The organism is uncultured Lawsonella sp. (assembly GCF_947252745.1).
Classification (GTDB): domain Bacteria; phylum Actinomycetota; class Actinomycetes; order Mycobacteriales; family Mycobacteriaceae; genus Lawsonella.
Genome location: NZ_CAMXWW010000001.1, coordinates 187,162 through 204,133, shown reverse-complemented (window position 1 = coordinate 204,133; position 16,972 = coordinate 187,162). Strand labels below are relative to the sequence as shown.

Sequence of the window (16,972 nt, the reverse complement as noted above, 5' to 3'; positions counted from 1 at the left end):
TGCAGCACTACTGGTGCCGGGTAGCGGGGCGGAAGTGGCAGGCTGCTGCCCCGAGAATGTGGCACGGTAGCTCCGACTTTAACGTTAAAGAATTGGTGACGTGCGGTTGTTTCCATGGATTGCCAGCTTGAGAGGTATCCAGCGAATTCTCAGCGATGTCCTAGAAAGTGTGCAGGTGCAGTCGGCACAATGAATACATGACTGCTGCAGACAATGGTGGTTTCCCCGACTACACCGGTACCAAGATCCTCGTCGTCGACGATGAACCCTCCATCGTCGAACTCCTCATGGTGAGCTTGAAGTACCAGGGTTTCGACGTGGCCACGGCATCTTCGGGCGAAGATGCCATGGCTGTAGCTCGCCGTTTCCGCCCCGATGCCTTCATCCTCGATATCATGATGCCGGGCATGGACGGATTCCGGCTGCTTTCGCGTCTGCGAGAAGACGGCCACGATGGCCCCGTCCTCTTCCTCACCGCCAAAGACGGAGTGGAGGACCGTGTCCGCGGCCTCACGCTGGGAGCCGACGACTACGTCACCAAACCCTTCAGCCTCGAAGAGGTCATCGCCCGCCTTCGCACCATCCTGCGGCGCAGCGACCGCAGTTCCCTCGGACAGGTCAGCAATCACCTCACCTTTGCCGATATCGAACTCAACGACGAAACCCATGAAGTGTGGAAAGCTGGCCAGCTGGTGGAGCTCACCCCTACCGAATTCGCCCTCTTGCGCTACTTTATGGTCAATGCCGGCGTGGTGCTCTCCAAAGCCCGCATCCTCGACAACGTCTGGGACTATGACTTCAACGGAGATGCGAATGTCGTGGAGTCCTACATCTCCTACCTGCGCAAAAAGATCGATACTGGAGATGTGAAATACCTGCATACGCTGCGCGGAGTTGGCTATGTCCTACGCGAACCACGCAAGTAACCTCTACGACACTGCAGCCTACCCACAGCACGAACGCGTACCGCTCGTCGCGCGCCTCCCGCTCCGTGTCTCCCTCACTATCGGCTGTCTCATCTTGCTGTTCATCGGCATTGTCGCCTCCAATGTTTTCGTGGCGACAGCCCAATGGAACACCAGCATGAACGCGCTCGCCACCGACCTCAAAGATGCCCGCTACGGGTGGGCCGCCCACCCCGGTGCACTGGCGCTCGCACAGTACGGTTACGGCGACAACGTGCACGACCCCCGGAATCGACACCACCACGATGACGCCGACGATGCCGACAACGCCGACGACACTGACGACGTCGACGAATTAGCAACCACCCCACCGTCACACTTTTTCCTCTCCCTCACCTTCCCGGATGGCGCCACCGAGATCTACAACGACAACCGTGCTCTCCCTGATGTCAGTAGTCTCCCCGTAGACGACACCATTCACGAAGTGACGTCCGAGGGCCCTGGGCCCACGTGGCGAGCAATCCGCTACCCCGTGGACCTCATCGTCGGCTGGGACAGCCCGGCCGGGCCCCACATCGTCCCCGGCGTCGCTACCCTAGCCCTCCCCATGGACGCCGCCCGCAACTCGCTGCAACGTCTCATCACCCTGCAGGTGTTGGTGGGACTCATCATCCTTACCCTGGCGGGAGGTCTCAGCTGGCTACTCGTTAATAGTGCCCTTGCCCCCCTCCAAAAAGTCGAAGATGCCGCCGCCGACATTGCCACTGGAGACTATTCGCGCCGCGTCCCACTCACCGGCTACAACACCGAGGTGGAATCTCTTGGCTACGCCTTCAACCGGATGGCCTCGCAAGTACAAAACACCTTTGCGGAGAGGGCGGCTTCCGAGAATCGAGCGCGCCTCAACGAAAGCAGTATGCGGCGCTTTGTGGGAGACGCCTCACATGAGCTCCGCACCCCACTGACCGCCGTCCGCGGCTTTGCAGACGCCGCCCAAATGGGAGCCATCGACACAGCTACGGCACTGGACCGCATTAGCGAAGAAAGCAGCCGCATGCAGGTGCTGGTGGAGGATCTTCTGCTGCTGGCACGGATCGACAACGACCGGCCCTTCGATCTGTCGGACATTACCGAAGTGGACCTGGGAACACTGCTCACCAACGCCGTCGATGCGGCACGCGTGTCCTGGCCCGACCGTGAAATCTCACTCCTGCTCCCCGAAGACGGCATTGTCGTGGGCGATGAGACACGCCTCCGACAGGTAGTGGACAACCTCATCACTAATGCACTGCGCCATGCGGGGGCGGATGCCCAAGTGCGGGTGGGATTGCGCATCGACCACGACCACGACAATGCCCTCATTATGGTCTCCGACAATGGCGTCGGGATGGATGCCGAGACCACCGCCCATGTGTTTGACCGCTTCTTCCGCGGGGACAATTCGCGCGCCAGGGACACCGGGGACCGTACCGGTGGGCGCGGCTCCGGGCTGGGGCTCTCCATTGTGAAGTCGTTGGTGGAGTCGCATCGCGGCACCGTCACCGTGGCAAGCAGCCCGGGTGCCGGGACACAATTCGTGGTGACGCTGCCCCTCGCTGTAGAAAGTGACGACTAGGCGTCCCTACCGCACAGACAGGACGGGAAACATTCTGCAGCGCACCGCCGCGCAGCGCACTAATCACTTATGTCCAGTGCACCCGTTAAAGCGCAGAACCGTCTTCCCAGTTCACGCCCAATTCAGCGAGAGCTGCCCGAATTTTTTCGGCCGCCTCGTCCATGTCGGCAGCGGGAACATCGTGGGCGGCCTGAGAGAAGTCATAGTCGGACATCTGCCAGGCGGGGAAAATATGGACGTGAGTATGCGGCACGTCAAAACCTGCAATAATGTTGCCAGCACGCGGTGCATCCCATGCCCGGCAGACCGCCTGACCGAGTAGCTGCGAGACTTCCGCCACATGTGCCCACACGTCGGCCGGCAGCTCGGTCCACTTGTCTACTTCCTGGCGCGGCACCACCAAAGTGTGTCCCGGGTTAAGTGGTTCAATCGACAAAAAGGCCACGACCTGCTCGTCCTTATAGACAAACCGGCCAGGCAGGTCGCCATTGATAATCATGCTGAAAACAGAAGCCATGTCCCCACCATACCCAGAAAGGGGTGGGGGCGGTGCTCGCCCAGCCTAATTACACAGTTGGGAACTAGGTATCGTGGGCATTCACCCATTAGGGTTAGGGGCATGCGAGTACTTCTAATCGGCTCTGGAGCCCGTGAACATGCCCTCCTCCTTGGTCTAGCCCGGGACCCGGAGGTTACCGAAATCCACATTGCTAACGGCAATGCGGGAACTGACTCGGCGCCCGCCGGCTCCCCGGCCACGGTCACTCGCCACTCGGTGGTGGAAACCTCCCGCAGTGGCTGTGTGGCACTCGCCCAGGAAATCCAACCCGACCTCGTTGTTATCGGGCCGGAAGCGCCGTTGGTACGCGGTGTCGCCGACGCTCTCCGCAACGCCGGATTCAATGTTTTCGGCCCCAACAAGGACGCTGCCCGCATCGAAGGTTCCAAGGCCTTCGCCAAGGACGTCATGAAGGCTGCCGGGGTGCGCACCGCCCACGCGGAGATCATTTCCGCCGACTCGGAAGGCGTGGCAGCCCCCTCGGATGCCGTCATCGACGAAGCCCTCGACCACTTTGGCCCCATCTGGGTAGTGAAGGATGACGGGCTCGCTGCTGGCAAAGGCGTTGTCGTCACCGACGATCGCAAGAAAGCTCTTGCACATGTCAACGAAGTTTTGGATGCCGGCAACCCGGTGCTCTTGGAAAGTTACTTGGACGGCCCCGAAATTTCCCTCTTCTGCCTAGTTGACGGTGAAACTGTGGTGCCGTTGTTGCCCGCTCAGGACCACAAGCGCGCCTATGACAATGACGAAGGCCCCAACACCGGCGGTATGGGCGCCTACTGTCCGCTGCCGTGGCTTCCAGAAGGTGGTGTCGAGCGCATCGTGAAGGAGGTGTGCGAACCCGTCGCCAAGGAAATGGTGAAGCGTGGATGCCCCTACTCTGGCCTCCTCTACGCTGGCCTTGCCTGGGGTAAAGAAGGCCCCGCCGTGGTGGAATTCAATTGCCGCTTCGGCGACCCGGAAACGCAGGCAGTGCTTTCCCTTCTCAAGACCCCGCTGGGCCAGCTGCTCTACGCGGTGGCCACTGGTACGCTGGCTGACCAACCGCCACTCGAGTGGGAAGACGGCTACGCGGTGGTGGTTGTGCTGGCAGCGGAAAATTACCCGGCGGAACCCCGCAAGGGAGACATCATTAAGGGCGTTGAGAAACTCGAGAAAAAGCACCCTGAAGCAGTGCTGCATGCCGGCACAGCCCGCGATGACGATAACAACTATGTGTCAAACGGTGGACGTATCCTTGGCGTGGTAGGCAAAGGCGCTGACCTCGCCGCAGCGCGTGCCCAAGCCTACAAGTACCTGGATCGAATCGACCTCGACGGAGGCTTCAGCCGCCGGGATATTGGGCAAAAAGCTGAAGAGCGAAAGATCTTCATTCCTAAGTAAGCGAACGTTTATTGGGCGACTGCATATTATGGTGGTAACGCCTGTCCCTGTGTGGGCAGGCTAACTAGCCATGGAACGCCAGGAGCGTTCCAGGACAGAACAGGACCCACTATGACAACTTCTCTGCTGCGTCGTGGCGCAACTTTGGCACTCACCGTGCCGCTGGTACTCGGCCTCGCCGCATGCTCCGATAACTCTGGTGACAAGAAGGACTCCACGGCGACCGTGACCTCCACCACTACTACCGCTGCCAACCACGTAAAGGGGCTCCCGGACGGCTTCGACCTGCAGGCCCACCGCGGTGGCCGAGGAGAGAACACCGAAGAATCCGCACAGGCCTTCCGTCATGCGCTGGAGCTGGGTGTCACTACTCTCGAATTCGACATCGTGATGTCCAAGGATGGGGTGCCCGTCGTCTGGCACGATCCTGAGGTACAGGCCGAGAAGTGCAGCGACACCGCCCCCGCCACCCCCGGAGACCACTTCTACCCCTACGTGGGTAAGCTGCTCCACCAGCTCACCTGGGCACAGCTGCAAACCCTCCGCTGCGACAAGAAGCTTGCCAAGTTCCCCGCCCAACAGGTGGCTGAGGGTAACCGCATGCTGCAGTTGAAGGATGTCTTTGCCCTTGCGAAGAAGTACGGCGCCACCAAGGATATCTACTACAACATCGAAACCAAGGTGGAAGGCGACCACCGTGACTGGTCTGCAGAACCCTCCGTCTTCGTTAACGCCATTCTTTCGGCGGTGGAGGACGCCGGCGTGCAAGACCACGTCATGATTCAGTCCTTCGACTGGCGGACCTTCCCACTGGTGAAGGCTGCTGCCCCGAACATCCCGCTGGTGATGCTGTGGGATGAAACCACCTGGATGAAGGGATCCCCCTGGACCGGTGACGTGCGCTACGAGGACGTCAACGGTGACATCCTCAAAGCCGCTAAGAAGCTGGGTGTGCAGGTACTGTCTCCCGGCTACACCAACCCCTATGGTCTTCTCCCAGGCCAGCGGGAATACAAGCTTGTTGCGGACAAGGAGTTCGTGCAGGCTGCCCACCAGGATGGCTTCCGAGTCGTCCCGTGGACGATCAACAACAAGGATATCCTCGCGCAGCAGATCGAGGCCGGTGTTGACGGTATTATCACCGACTACCCGACCATGCTTCGCAAGGTCATGGAAGATAAGGGCATGCCGCTCCCCAAGTCCTTCACCGTAAAGAAGGAGCTGAAGGAAGCCACCAAAAAGGACTAGCCCCGTTACGGGCTGCTCCTGGGGCTTACCTCCAGATGGAAACGAGTAACCGCATGAAGAAAGCATTTCTTGCTGTCCTCTGCGCAGCTGCCATGATTCCGGCATCTGTGGCACCCGCGATGGCTACCCCCAACCCGGCACGTCACCTCCCCCAAGGGTTCGATCTGCAGGCTCACCGTGGTGGCAAGGCGGAGACCACCGAAAGTTCTCTCGCCGCCTACGAACACGCCCTCACCTTGGGCGTCACTACCTTGGAGCTGGATATTTCTCTCTCCAAGGACGGCAAGCCGATGATTTGGCACGACATGACCATTCAGAAAAAGAAGTGCCGGGATACCGCCCCTGCCTTCCCGAATGATCCCGCCTACCCCTATGTGGGAAAGTTCATCACCGAGTTGACATTCCAGCAGCTCCGCACCGTCCGCTGCGATAAGTTCCAGGAAGAGTACAAGGACACCCTCCACCGGGTGCCCGGTGCCACCATCTACACTTTGGACGAGCTGTTCACCATGGTGAACAAGAAGGCCACCTACCCGGTGTACTTCAACATCGAGACCAAGGTTGTGCCCGTTAAGGAAAGCGATGCCAAGGCCTACCGGACCATGAAGACCATTGTCGATACGGCCCGCCGGCACAAGGTGTTGAACCGTGTCATGCTGCAATCCTTCGACTGGCGGACGCTTGCTATGGTGCGCAAGTATGCTCCCAGCGTGCCCACCGTCATGCTCTTCGGGCGCATCCACTGGGTGCCTTTTACCCCGATGAGTGGCCCGGTGAGCTACCTCGAGGTCGGCGGTGACATCATCAAGGCCGCCAAGCAGCTGAATGCGCAAGTGTTGAGCCCCGACTACGGCAGTGCCAATGATCTCTATGCCAACGCCGCATTCTGTACCCGTGCGCACAAGGCCGGCTTGAAAGTTGTGCCCTACACGGTGGATTCAGAAGAGGCTATGCGCAATCAGATCAAGGCGGGTGCCGATGGCATCATCACCAACTACCCGTCTCGCGGGATGAAGGTGGCCCGCGAAATGAAGAAGCTCTAGACGGTTTCTTAGTACGTTGTCGTGGCGTCGGTGCTCTGTGCATCGGCGCCACGATGCATCTGTGAGTAGCGAGTGCTGAACCATCCCGAGGACTCTGTATTTTCGCCCACAGCAGGCATAATAGAAACCGTGGAAAAGAAGCAGAAGCCGCGAATCGCGAATGTCCTAGCCAATCGCTACGCCTCCCCCGAAATGGTGGAGCTGTGGAGCGCCGAACACAAGATCATCATGGAGCGCGAGCTCTGGATAGCCGTGCTGCGCGCCCAAACTGAACTGGGTGTCGGCGATCCCCAGGTCGCCGAGGAAGCCCTCACCGCCTACGAATCCGTCAAGAACCGGGTGGACCTGGACTCCATCGCCCGCCGCGAAGCCGTCACCCGCCACGATGTGAAAGCCCGCATCGAAGAGTTCTGTGACTTGGCAGGGTTCGAACAAATCCATAAGGGCATGACGAGCCGCGACCTCACCGAAAATGTGGAACAGCTGCAGATCAAGCGTTCCCTTGAGCTGCTGCGGGGCCGTGCTATCGCAGTGGTCACCCAGCTCGCAGAAATGGCCACCACCTACAGTGATGTTGTCATGACGGGCCGCAGCCACAATGTGGCAGCCCAGGCAACCACCCTCGGCAAGCGTTTTGCTTCGGCAGCGGACGAAATGCTCGTCGCCATCGAACGCGTCGATCACCTCATTGAGACTTTCCCGCTGCGCGGCATCAAGGGTCCCATGGGTACCAGCCAGGATATGCTTGACCTGCTAGACGGCAATGAGGCTAAGCTGCGCGACTTGGAAATGGGCATTGCCGCTCATTTGGGCTTCTCCCAGGTACTCGACTCGGTAGGCCAGATCTACCCCCGTTCCCTGGACTACGACGTGCTCAGTGCGCTCGTCCAGCTGGGTTCCGCTCCCTCCAGCCTGGCCACCACCATCCGTCTCATGGCGGGACAGGAGCTCGTCACCGAAGGCTTCAAGCCCGGCCAAGTGGGTTCCTCGGCCATGCCGCACAAGATGAATGCCCGTTCCTGTGAGCGTGTTTGCGGTTTTCAGGTAATTCTCCGTGGCTACTCGGTGATGGTCGCCGACATGGCTGGCAATCAGTGGAACGAGGGTGACGTGTCCTGCTCCGTCATCCGCCGTGTTGCCCTCCCGGACGCCTTCTTCGCGCTGGATGGCATGTTCGAGACCTTCCTCACCGTGCTGCAAGAGTTCGGCGCCTACCCTGCCGTCATCAATAATGAACTGCAGCGCTACCTGCCCTTCTTGGCAACTACCAAGGTGCTCATGGCGTGTGTGCGCCGAGGTGTGGGACGCGAACAAGCCCACGAAGCCATTAAGGAAAACGCAGTGGCGGTTGCCCTGAACATGCGTGAGAACGGCGGCGACCAGGACCTGCTGGACCGCCTTGCTGACGATGAGCGCATCCCGCTCACCAAAGAAGAGCTGGAAGAAACTTTGGAAGACAAAGAATCCTTCATTGGTGCTGCCCCCAGCCAGGTGCAGCGTGTTATCGCCAAGGTTGACGCGTGGGTGAGCCGCTTCCCCACGGAAGCCACCTACCAACCTGGCGAGATCCTCTAACCCCTTTCTGCCCCCGTATCCCGAAGACTAGGCTGACACTATGCGTCCTCAACTTTCCGATTACAAGCATCTTTCCGCAGGTAAAGTCCGCGAGCTCTACGAAATCGATAGCGACACTCTGCTGATGGTCGCCACCGACCGCATCTCCGCCTACGACTGGATCCTCAGCACTCCAGTTCCCGATAAGGGTCGGGTGCTCACCGCCATGAGCTTCCACTTCTTCGACATGCTCGACTTTCCCAACCACCTGGCCGGTGGCCCGGAAGATGAGCGCATCCCCGAAGAGGTGCTCGGCCGCGCTATGGTCTGCAAGAAACTGGACATGGTGCCCGTGGAATGTGTGGCACGTGGCTATCTGACGGGCTCTGGCCTTATCGACTACAACGCCACGCAGCATGTGTGTGGTGTGCCGCTGCCCGCCGGACTCGTGGAGTCTAGCCAGCTGCCCGCCCCCATCTTCACCCCTGCCGCCAAGGCAGAGCTGGGCCAGCATGACGAAAACGTCACCCTGGAGCAGGTAGCCGGCATGGTGGGAGAGGAGCTGGCTGAACAGCTCAAGGACGCCACCCTGCAGATCTACACCCAGGCCGCCACAGCTGCCAAGGAGCGCGGCATTATCCTGGCCGATACCAAGTTCGAGTTCGGCCATGATAAGGACGGCACACTAGTTATTGGTGACGAGGTACTCACCCCGGACTCGTCACGCTACTGGCCCGCAGAGAGCTACCAAGAAGGCCAGGTGCAGCCGAGTTTCGACAAGCAGTATGTGCGTGACTGGCTGACTAGCCCCGCTTCCGGATGGCATCGGGCCAGCGATACTCAGCCCCCAGCACTGCCGGAGGACGTCATTGCCGCTACCCGCGCCCGTTATATCGAAGCCTACGAGAAGATTTCCGGCAAGAGCTTCGCTGATTGGCCTGGTAGCGCCTTCTAAGTCGTTGGTACCCTTCCATTTTCCACAAGTGCGGAGTGTCATTGGACGCTCCGCCTAGCCTCCCAGCCGGTCTGCCCCATGCGGGACGGGCCGGCTGGCGTGCACTCATCCTCCTTGAAAGACCACTGTGAGCACTCCTCAAACTCTCACCGCCTCGCTAACCCCTCCTCGCGCTGCCCGACATCCTCAGGTACGGGAGGTGCATGGTCGTCGCTTCGTCGACGATTACGAATGGTTGCGGGACAAGGATAACCCCGAGACAATCCGCTATCTGGAGGCGGAAAACGCCTATACCGAACAGCAGACTGCTCACCTGAAACCCTTGCAGGAAAAGATCTTCCAAGAAATTCGGGGGCGTATCAAGGAGACTGATCTGTCGGTTCCCACTCGGCACAAAGGCTGGTGGCACTACGCCCGCACCCAGGAGGGCAAGGCCTACAGTGTGGTGTGCCGTCTCCCAGCGGGTCCCGTCGATACCTCCGATGCGTGGGAGCCTCCACAGCTCACCCCAGGCCAGCCAGTGGAGGGAGAAGAAGTCCTCCTCGACTGTAATGAGTTGGCGGAGGGCACCGACTTTTTCGCCCTGGGAGGTGCCAGCGTCACTTTGGATGGACGCTATCTTGCTTACCTGACCGATACGGTGGGCGACGAACGGTACAACCTCTACCTGCGCGATTTGGTGACGGGTGAGCATCTCCCCGAGGTCATCACCAATATTGCCCCCGGAGCAGAGTGGTCGAATGACGGCACCTACCTCTTCTACCAGCGCGTCGACGAGGCCTGGCGGCCTGATTCGGTGTGGCGTCACAGGCGCGGTACTGACCCGGCCGAGGATGTGCGGATCTTCCACGAGCCGGATGAACGCTACTGGGTGGGAATGGGCTTTACCCGCGACGAACAGTACTTCACCATTGCAGTCTCCTCGAAGATTACCACTGAACTGTGGTTCCTTGACGCTGCCACCCCTGCCGGCGACTTCCAGTGTGTGCGCCCACGAGAAGAAGGAGTGGAGTATGGGCTGGACCACTTCACTCTTCCTGCCACCGACACCCAGCCCGCACGAGACGGTTTTGTAGTGGTCCATAATGCCAGCGGTCCAAACTCCTGCGTGGCCCTCTCCGACACCTGGCAGCTGAGTGAGCTGGCGTCCCTCAACGACCTGCCGCAGCTTCTTCCCCATGATGATGCCGTGCGCATTGAGGACGTGGACGCCTTCACAGGCTACCTGGCAGTCTCCTACCGTAGGGACGCGCTGCCGCGCCTCGGCCTCATCTTCTTTGATCGCACCAAGGAGACGAGCAGTCAGACGAGCCTGCTCGACCTCTGCAGGGAAATGCAGGATATCGAGGTGGGGGAGGAACTTCCCAACATCGGTATCCATGCCAACCCGGAGCCGGCAGCCCCACTGCTGCGCCTCTCCTATGGCTCCTTCATCACTCCGCCGACGGTAGCCGATTATCGGCTTGCCGATGGTGCCCTCATTATCCGCAAGCAGGCAGAAGTACAGGGAGGATATGACGCTTCTCAGTATGAGCAAAAACGACTGTGGGCCACTGCTTCTGATGGTGAGCGGATCCCCATTTCGCTGATCTCCAAGAAGGGCACGCACGGTACGGATCCGTACCATCCCGCACCAGCCCCGCTGCTGCTCTACGGATATGGCTCCTATGAGGATTCCCGAGACCCGGGGTTCTCGGTGTCGCGCCTCAGCTACCTGGACCGCGGGATGGCCTTGGCCATCGCCCATGTGCGCGGTGGGGGAGAAATGGGGCGGCGCTGGTATGACGACGGCAAACTGGATAAGAAAGTCAACACCTTTACTGACTTCATCGCCTGCGCGGATCACCTCATTGCGAAGGGCTACACCACGCCCCAGCAGATGGTGGCCAATGGTGGATCCGCTGGTGGCTTGTTAATGGGTGCCGTCGCGAATATGGCGCCAGATCGTTTTGTCGCCATCGAAGCAGATGTCCCCTTCGTTGACCCTCTCACCAGCATGTTGATGCCGGAGCTACCGCTCACCGTCATCGAGTGGGATGAGTGGGGAGATCCACTGCACGACCCCGCTATCTACGACCTGATGGCCAGCTATTCCCCCTACGAGAACGTCACCGCCCAGCAGTATCCGGCGATTCTCGCCACCACCAGCCTCAACGACACTCGCGTGCTGTACGTAGAACCCGCCAAATGGGTGGCACGACTGCGGGCGGTAGCGGGCTCCGTCACCAAACAAGAAATTCTCTTAAAGACAGAAATGAATGCGGGACACGGTGGCGTCTCCGGGCGCTATGCGCGATGGCAGCAGACGGCCTTTGAGCTGGCCTGGATGCTCTCACAAACAGGCCTCTGAGCATTATAGAAACGAGCTCCTGCAAGGTAGACTGTGGGTGAAATCCTTGTATTTTTCAAGGTTCCACCGTGACGCCCATGTAAGAGGAGAAGAGCGTGGCTCGCGTAGTAGTCGATGTGACGATCAAGCCGGTAATCCTGGACCCCCAGGGTAAAGCCATTTTGGGTGCAATTAAGCGCCTGGGATACGAAGGCTTTGACGATGTTCGCCAGGGCAAGCACTTTGAGCTGGAAGTGGCCGATAGTGTCACCGACGCTCAGCTCGAGGAGATTGCCGAGAGCCTGCTCACCAACACGGTGATTGAAGAGTACGTCGTCCGTCGCGTGGAGAACGAGGCGGAATAACCTATGGCGACCCGAGTTGGTGTAATTACTTTCCCGGGCACCCTCGACGATGTCGATGCTGCCCGTGCCGTGGAGTACGCCGGAGCTGAAGCTGTGTCCCTGTGGCACGCCGACTCCGACCTCAAGAACGTTGAAGCAGTAGTCGTCCCCGGAGGCTTCTCCTACGGCGACTACCTGCGCTGTGGCGCCATCGCCTCCCACGCCCCCGTCATGCGGGAAGTGGTTGAAGCCGCCAAGAAAGGTATGCCCGTCCTGGGTATCTGCAACGGCTTCCAGATTCTCACCGAATCTGGTCTACTGCCCGGTGCCCTCACCCGCAACCAGGACCGCCGCTTCATCTGCCGCGTGCAGCCCCTCAAAGTGTGCAATGCCGAAACCGCCTGGACCAGCCGTTTCAACCAGGGCGACATTATGACCGTCATCCTGAAGTCCGGAGAAGGCCGCTACGTCGCCGAACCCGACACCCTGAAGATGCTGGAGGAGGAAGGCCGCGTGGTCTTCCGCTACGCCGACGAAACCCTCAACGGCTCCGCCAACGACATCGCCGGTGTGTGCTCCGAGAATGGTCGCGTCGTCGGCCTCATGCCGCACCCCGAGCACGCCATCGACACGATGACCGGCCCCACCACGGACGGCCTCATCATGTTTAAGTCCGCCCTCGACGCCGTCCTTTCGGTCTAGCGTCCCCACCGGAAAGGATTGATGAGAGATGTCTGAACAGCAGCTTGATACCGTTGCCTACGCGGCAGTCACCCCCGACCTGGAACAGCCCTGGAAGGAACTCGGCCTCAAAGAAGACGAGTACCTGCGCATCCGCGAAATCCTCGGCCGTCGCCCCACCGACGCAGAACTCGCCATGTACTCCATCATGTGGTCCGAGCACTGCTCCTACAAGTCCTCCAAGGTACACCTGGGCTACTTCGGTGAAACCATGACCGACGAGATGCGCCAGAACCTTCTCGCCGGTATCGGCGAAAACGCTGGCGTCGTCTCCATCGGCGACGACTGGGCCGTCACCTTTAAGGTCGAATCCCACAACCACCCCTCCTACGTGGAGCCCTACCAGGGTGCCGCCACCGGTGTCGGCGGTATCGTCCGCGACATCATGGCCATGGGTGCCCGCCCGGTTGCCGTCATGGACCAGCTCCGCTTCGGCCCCTCTGACGCCACCGACACTAAGCGTGTCCTCCCCGGCGTGGTGGCCGGCGTGGGCGGCTACGGCAATTGCCTGGGCCTCCCCAACATCGGCGGCGAAACTGTCTTCGACGACACCTACGCCGGTAACCCGCTCGTCAACGCCCTCTGTGTGGGCACCATGCGAGTAGACGATCTACACCTTGCCTTTGCCTCCGGCAAGGGCAACAAGGTCATCCTCTTCGGATCCTCCACCGGCCTCGACGGTATCGGCGGCGTCTCGGTACTGGCCTCCGAAACCTTCGACGACACCCCCGACGAGACCGGCGCTAAGCCGCACAAGAAGCTCCCGTCGGTACAGGTGGGCGATCCCTTCGCCGAGAAGGTCCTCATCGAATGCTGCCTCGACCTCTACCACGCCGGTGTGGTTGTCGGTATCCAGGACCTGGGCGGCGCCGGCCTCTCCTGCGCCACCTCCGAGCTCGCTGCCGCCGGTGACGGCGGTATGCATGTGGACCTCGACAAGGTTCCCATGCGTGCCAAGGGTATGACCCCAGCAGAGGTGCTCTCCTCCGAATCCCAGGAACGCATGTGTGCCGTCGTCACCCCCGCAAACGTCAATGCCTTCATGGACATCTGCAAGAAGTGGGACGTCCAAGCCACCGTCATCGGTGAAGTGACCGACGGTGACCACCTTGTCATCGACTGGTACGGCGAAACAGTGGTCGACGCCGTCGCCCACACCATCGCCCACGAAGGTCCGGTCTACAACCGCCCGATCGAATACCCCGAGTGGCAGGACTCCCTCAAGACCGACACCACCGCCCACCTCGCCCGCCCCGCGGGCGCTGAGGAACTACGCGACACCCTCTACCAGATGCTGGCCTGCGAGGACCTCTGCTCGCGTCGCTTCGTGGTGGAACAGTACGACCGCTATGTGCGTGGTAACACCATCGAGGCAGAAAACGCCGACGCTGGCGTGCTCCGCATCGACGAAAACACCGGCCGCGGCATCGCCCTGGCCACCGACGCCTCCGGTCGCTACACCTACCTGGACCCCTACGCTGGCGCGCAGCTGGCCTTCGCCGAGGCATACCGCAACGTCGCCGCCACTGGTGCCCGCCCCGTCGCCGTCACCAACTGCCTCAACTTCGGCAACCCCGAAGAACCCGCCATCATGTGGCAGTTCAAGGAAGCCGTACACGGCCTCGCCGACGCTTGCGCCTACTGCTCCGTCCCCGTCACCGGTGGCAACGTTTCCTTCTACAACAAGACCGGCGACACCTCCATCCTGCCGACCCCGCTGGCCGGCGTGCTGGGTGTCATCGACAATGTTGACGACGCCATCTGTACCGCCTTCGGCTCCGCCCCCATGGAAAGCATCTTCCTGCTGGGCGAAACCAAGGATGAATTCGACGGCTCCATCTGGGCAAAGACCGTGCACCAGCACCTCGGTGGAGTGCCGCCGCAGGTCGATCTCGCCCACGAGAAGAAGCTCGCCGAGTTCATGGTGGAAGCCGCTAAGGCTGGCACCGTCTCCGCCGCCCACGACCTCTCCGAAGGCGGCCTCGCGCAGGCCGTCGTCGAGTCGGCACTCAGCGGCAACGTCGGTGTCACCATCACCCTGCCGGAGGGTTCCGACCCGTTCGTCCAGCTGTTCTCCGAATCCGCAGGCCGTATCCTCGTCGCCGTCCCGCGCGACCAGGAAGCTGCCTTCACTGCCCAGGTGGAGAAGTACGGTCTGCCCTGTACCCGCATCGGCGTGGTGGAAGAATCCGCCACCGTTACCGTCCAGGGCCAGTTCGCAGAGAAGTTGGAAGACCTGCGCCAGGCCTGGGAGGGCACCCTCCCCGCCCTGTTCGCGCGCGCCTAACCCGTAGCGTGCCCCGCACTGCACCGTCCCCGACGGACTTGCGCGCCGTCATCCTCAGTATCCTGTCCTGGATCGAGGATGACGGCGCGGCTGTGCCTCCACGTACCGACCCCCGTTACAGCACGATAGCCGAGGCGGTGCGCGGATCCGCCCGTACTCTCGCCGAGCTAGCTCCCGGCCAGAGTGTGGAAGTCCGTATCCCGCCTTTCGTCGCGGTGCAATGCGTGGAAGGGCCGCGGCACACCCGCGGTACCCCACCCAATGTGGTGCAAACCGACCCCCACACCTGGCTGCGCCTCGTTACCGGCCAGGAACGGTGGGCGGACGTTGCCCCACCCCGACTGAGCGCCTCCGGAAGTCGCGCCGGGGAGATCGCCCACTGGCTGCCCATAGTGCCAGCGAACTAACTAACGAGACGACTACCAAGAAAGGTACGATGAGTACCATGACCAGCCCTTTGGACGACCTAGGAGAGCAGAAGCCCCGCGAGGAATGTGGCGTCTTCGCAGTCTGGGCTCCCGAGGAAGATGTCGCAAAGCTGACCTTCTACGGCCTGTTTGCACTGCAGCACCGTGGTCAGGAAGCTGCCGGTATCGCCGTCGGTGACGGCCACCAAACAATCGTCTTTAAAGACTTGGGTCTAGTAAACCAGGTCTTCGACGAGCAAACTCTCCAGGCCATGCGTGGCAACGTTGCCATCGGCCATACCCGTTACTCCACTACCGGCGCCACCACTTGGGAGAACGCCCAGCCGATGTTTCGGTCCATCGGCGAAGACACCGGAGTGGCGCTGGCCCACAACGGCAATCTCGTCAACACCACCGCCCTCAAGCGGCGAGCCGTTCAACTCGGCATCATGCCGGAAAACGAACTGGCCGGTTGTGCCTCCGATACCGACGTGGTGGCCTCACTACTGGCCCACACCGCAGTCAACGGGGGGCTGGAAGAAGCAGCCTTGCATCTTCTCCCCAAGGTCGAGGGTGCTTTCTGCTTCGTCATGTGCGACACCGACACCATCTACGCTGCACGCGACCCATACGGGGTGCGTCCTCTCAGCCTCGGTAGGCTGGACCGTGGCTGGGTAGTCGCCTCCGAAACCTGTGCCCTCGATATCGTGGGTGCCTCTTACGTGCGTGATATTGAACCAGGCGAGTTTGTCACTATCAATGCCACCGGCGTGCACTCGCGCCGCTTTGCCGAGCCGCGCCATGCCCGCTGCGTTTTCGAACACGTCTACCTGGCCCGCCCTGACTCCTTCCTGAACGGTCGCTCGGTCAACGCGGCTCGGGTGGAGATCGGCCGCAGTCTCGCCCGCGAGCACCCCTGCGATGGCGATCTTGTCATCCCGGTTCCCGAGTCCGGTACCCCCGCCGCGGTGGGGTATGCGCAAGAATCTGGTATTCCCTTCGCCCAGGGCCTCACTAAGAATTCCTATGTTGGTCGCACCTTCATTCAGCCCTCCCAGACCATCCGTCAGCTGGGCATCCGCCTGAAGCTCAACCCGCTGCGCGAAGTGATCCGCGGAAAGCGACTGGTGGTCGTGGATGATTCCATTGTGCGCGGTAATACCCAGCGTGCCCTGGTGAGTATGCTGCGTGAAGCTGGTGCCGCGGAGGTCCATGTCCGTATTGCCTCCCCGCCGGTGAAGTGGCCCTGCTTCTATGGCATCGACTTCGCCTCCCCGGCAGAGCTTATTGCTAACGGTGTCGATGATGCCGATGACATGCTGGAAGGCGTGCGGCGGGCGATCGGTGCCGACTCGCTGGGATTCGTTTCCCAGGAGGCGATGGTGAACTCCACCTGCCAGCCGGCCAACGAAATGTGCTGTGCCTGCTTTGATGGCCAGTACCCCATTAAACTTCCCCCGGAAAATCCACTGGTGAAGCCCCTTCTGCACATGAAGGGTGCCAACTGCGTGGTGGCTTCCGACACCGAGGTGCCAGACGATCTGCTGGACCTGGTAGAAGCTGAAGAACAGATCACCAACACCCCGCAGTAAAGAAGTG

The 16,972-nt window shown here is 60.8% G+C and carries 14 protein-coding genes; 13 read left to right on the top strand and 1 reads right to left on the bottom strand.

The window, feature by feature from the left end; genetic code table 11:
• The first annotated feature begins 197 nt into the window (after positions 1–197).
• Together Q0X28_RS00900 and Q0X28_RS00895 are read left to right on the top strand one after the other, a co-directional pair.
• Positions 198–926: a response regulator transcription factor gene (locus tag Q0X28_RS00900; RefSeq protein WP_296238611.1), complete on the top strand. Its 729-nt coding sequence runs from the start codon at positions 198–200 to the stop codon at positions 924–926.
• Positions 901–2,520: a cell wall metabolism sensor histidine kinase WalK gene (locus Q0X28_RS00895; protein WP_298575522.1), complete on the top strand. Its 1,620-nt coding sequence runs from the start codon at positions 901–903 to the stop codon at positions 2,518–2,520. The genes Q0X28_RS00900 and Q0X28_RS00895 overlap by 26 nt, the downstream gene beginning before the upstream one ends.
• A gap of 85 nt (positions 2,521–2,605) precedes the next feature.
• On the opposite strand, the gene Q0X28_RS00890 is transcribed toward Q0X28_RS00895, so the two are convergent.
• Positions 2,606–3,037: an HIT family protein gene (locus Q0X28_RS00890; protein ID WP_296238615.1), complete on the bottom strand. Its 432-nt coding sequence runs from the start codon at positions 3,035–3,037 to the stop codon at positions 2,606–2,608.
• A 102-nt stretch (positions 3,038–3,139) separates the two neighbouring features.
• On the opposite strand from Q0X28_RS00890, the gene purD reads away from it, so the two are divergent.
• The 11 genes from purD to purF all read left to right on the top strand — a co-directional run bounded on the left by purD (position 3,140) and on the right by purF (position 16,965).
• Positions 3,140–4,465: a phosphoribosylamine--glycine ligase gene (purD, locus tag Q0X28_RS00885; RefSeq protein ID WP_298575519.1), complete on the top strand. Its 1,326-nt coding sequence runs from the start codon at positions 3,140–3,142 to the stop codon at positions 4,463–4,465.
• Positions 4,466–4,576: 111 nt separating this feature from the next.
• Entirely contained in the window at positions 4,577–5,713 is a 1,137-nt protein-coding gene (locus Q0X28_RS00880; protein ID WP_296238619.1) for a glycerophosphodiester phosphodiesterase family protein, read from the top strand.
• A gap of 53 nt (positions 5,714–5,766) precedes the next feature.
• On the top strand, positions 5,767–6,756 hold the full coding sequence (locus tag Q0X28_RS00875; protein ID WP_296238621.1) for a glycerophosphodiester phosphodiesterase family protein: 990 nt from the start codon (positions 5,767–5,769) through the stop codon (positions 6,754–6,756).
• Between the two features lie 120 nt (positions 6,757–6,876).
• The gene (gene purB / locus Q0X28_RS00870; RefSeq protein WP_298575995.1) at positions 6,877–8,331 is read left to right on the top strand and encodes an adenylosuccinate lyase; all 1,455 of its coding nucleotides are present in this window, start codon (positions 6,877–6,879) and stop codon (positions 8,329–8,331) included.
• A gap of 40 nt (positions 8,332–8,371) precedes the next feature.
• Positions 8,372–9,265, top strand: a complete 894-nt coding sequence (locus Q0X28_RS00865; protein WP_296238622.1) for a phosphoribosylaminoimidazolesuccinocarboxamide synthase — start codon at positions 8,372–8,374, stop codon at positions 9,263–9,265.
• A 127-nt stretch (positions 9,266–9,392) separates the two neighbouring features.
• Positions 9,393–11,615 carry a S9 family peptidase gene (locus Q0X28_RS00860; RefSeq protein ID WP_296238625.1) on the top strand — a complete coding sequence of 741 codons (2,223 nt, stop codon included), beginning with the start codon at positions 9,393–9,395 and terminating at the stop codon, positions 11,613–11,615.
• Between the two features lie 95 nt (positions 11,616–11,710).
• Positions 11,711–11,959, top strand: a complete 249-nt coding sequence (gene purS / locus Q0X28_RS00855) for a phosphoribosylformylglycinamidine synthase subunit PurS (RefSeq protein WP_053962254.1) — start codon at positions 11,711–11,713, stop codon at positions 11,957–11,959.
• Between the two features lie 3 nt (positions 11,960–11,962).
• Positions 11,963–12,640 carry a phosphoribosylformylglycinamidine synthase subunit PurQ gene (gene purQ / locus Q0X28_RS00850; protein ID WP_298575513.1) on the top strand — a complete coding sequence of 226 codons (678 nt, stop codon included), beginning with the start codon at positions 11,963–11,965 and terminating at the stop codon, positions 12,638–12,640.
• 28 nt (positions 12,641–12,668) lie between these two features.
• Entirely contained in the window at positions 12,669–14,966 is a 2,298-nt protein-coding gene (purL, locus tag Q0X28_RS00845; protein ID WP_298575510.1) for a phosphoribosylformylglycinamidine synthase subunit PurL, read from the top strand.
• 8 nt (positions 14,967–14,974) lie between these two features.
• A complete protein-coding gene (locus Q0X28_RS00840) occupies positions 14,975–15,373 on the top strand; it encodes a sterol carrier family protein (RefSeq protein ID WP_296238114.1) in 399 nt (132 codons plus the stop codon).
• A gap of 29 nt (positions 15,374–15,402) precedes the next feature.
• Positions 15,403–16,965, top strand: coding sequence for an amidophosphoribosyltransferase (purF, locus tag Q0X28_RS00835; RefSeq protein WP_296238112.1), 1,563 nt, complete (start codon positions 15,403–15,405; stop codon positions 16,963–16,965).
• Positions 16,966–16,972: the final 7 nt, after the last annotated feature.